Origin of the sequence: Pseudarthrobacter sp. NamE2 (assembly GCF_005796205.1) — a bacterium.
In the GTDB taxonomy this organism is placed as follows: domain Bacteria; phylum Actinomycetota; class Actinomycetes; order Actinomycetales; family Micrococcaceae; genus Arthrobacter.
Genome location: NZ_VAHN01000063.1, coordinates 1 through 259, shown reverse-complemented (window position 1 = coordinate 259; position 259 = coordinate 1). Strand labels below are relative to the sequence as shown.

The window sequence follows — 259 nt, the reverse complement described above, 5'->3', positions numbered from 1 at the left end:
TGAGTCCGTAGCTTCGTGGCTTGAGAACAAGCAGCCCGGCGATCTGCTGAGCGAAGTCCAGCGCTTCGCCCGCAACCGCCCGGGTACGTTCCTGCTGCTTGCAGCCGGTGCGGGCGTCCTGGCCGGCCGCCTCACCCGCGGCCTCACCGCAGGCGCCACTGAATCGCAGAGCTCCGCAGCCATTCCGGCGCCGCCTACCGTACAGCCTGCGGTAGCTCCGCTTCACACGGAGACGGTGTACGCAGCCGGAGCCGGTGAC

1 pseudogene is annotated in these 259 nt (G+C 69.1%); it reads left to right on the top strand.

Annotated elements, in window-relative coordinates:
- Positions 1 to 259 (top strand): annotated as a pseudogene (locus FDW83_RS19025) (hypothetical protein); the annotation flags it as partial.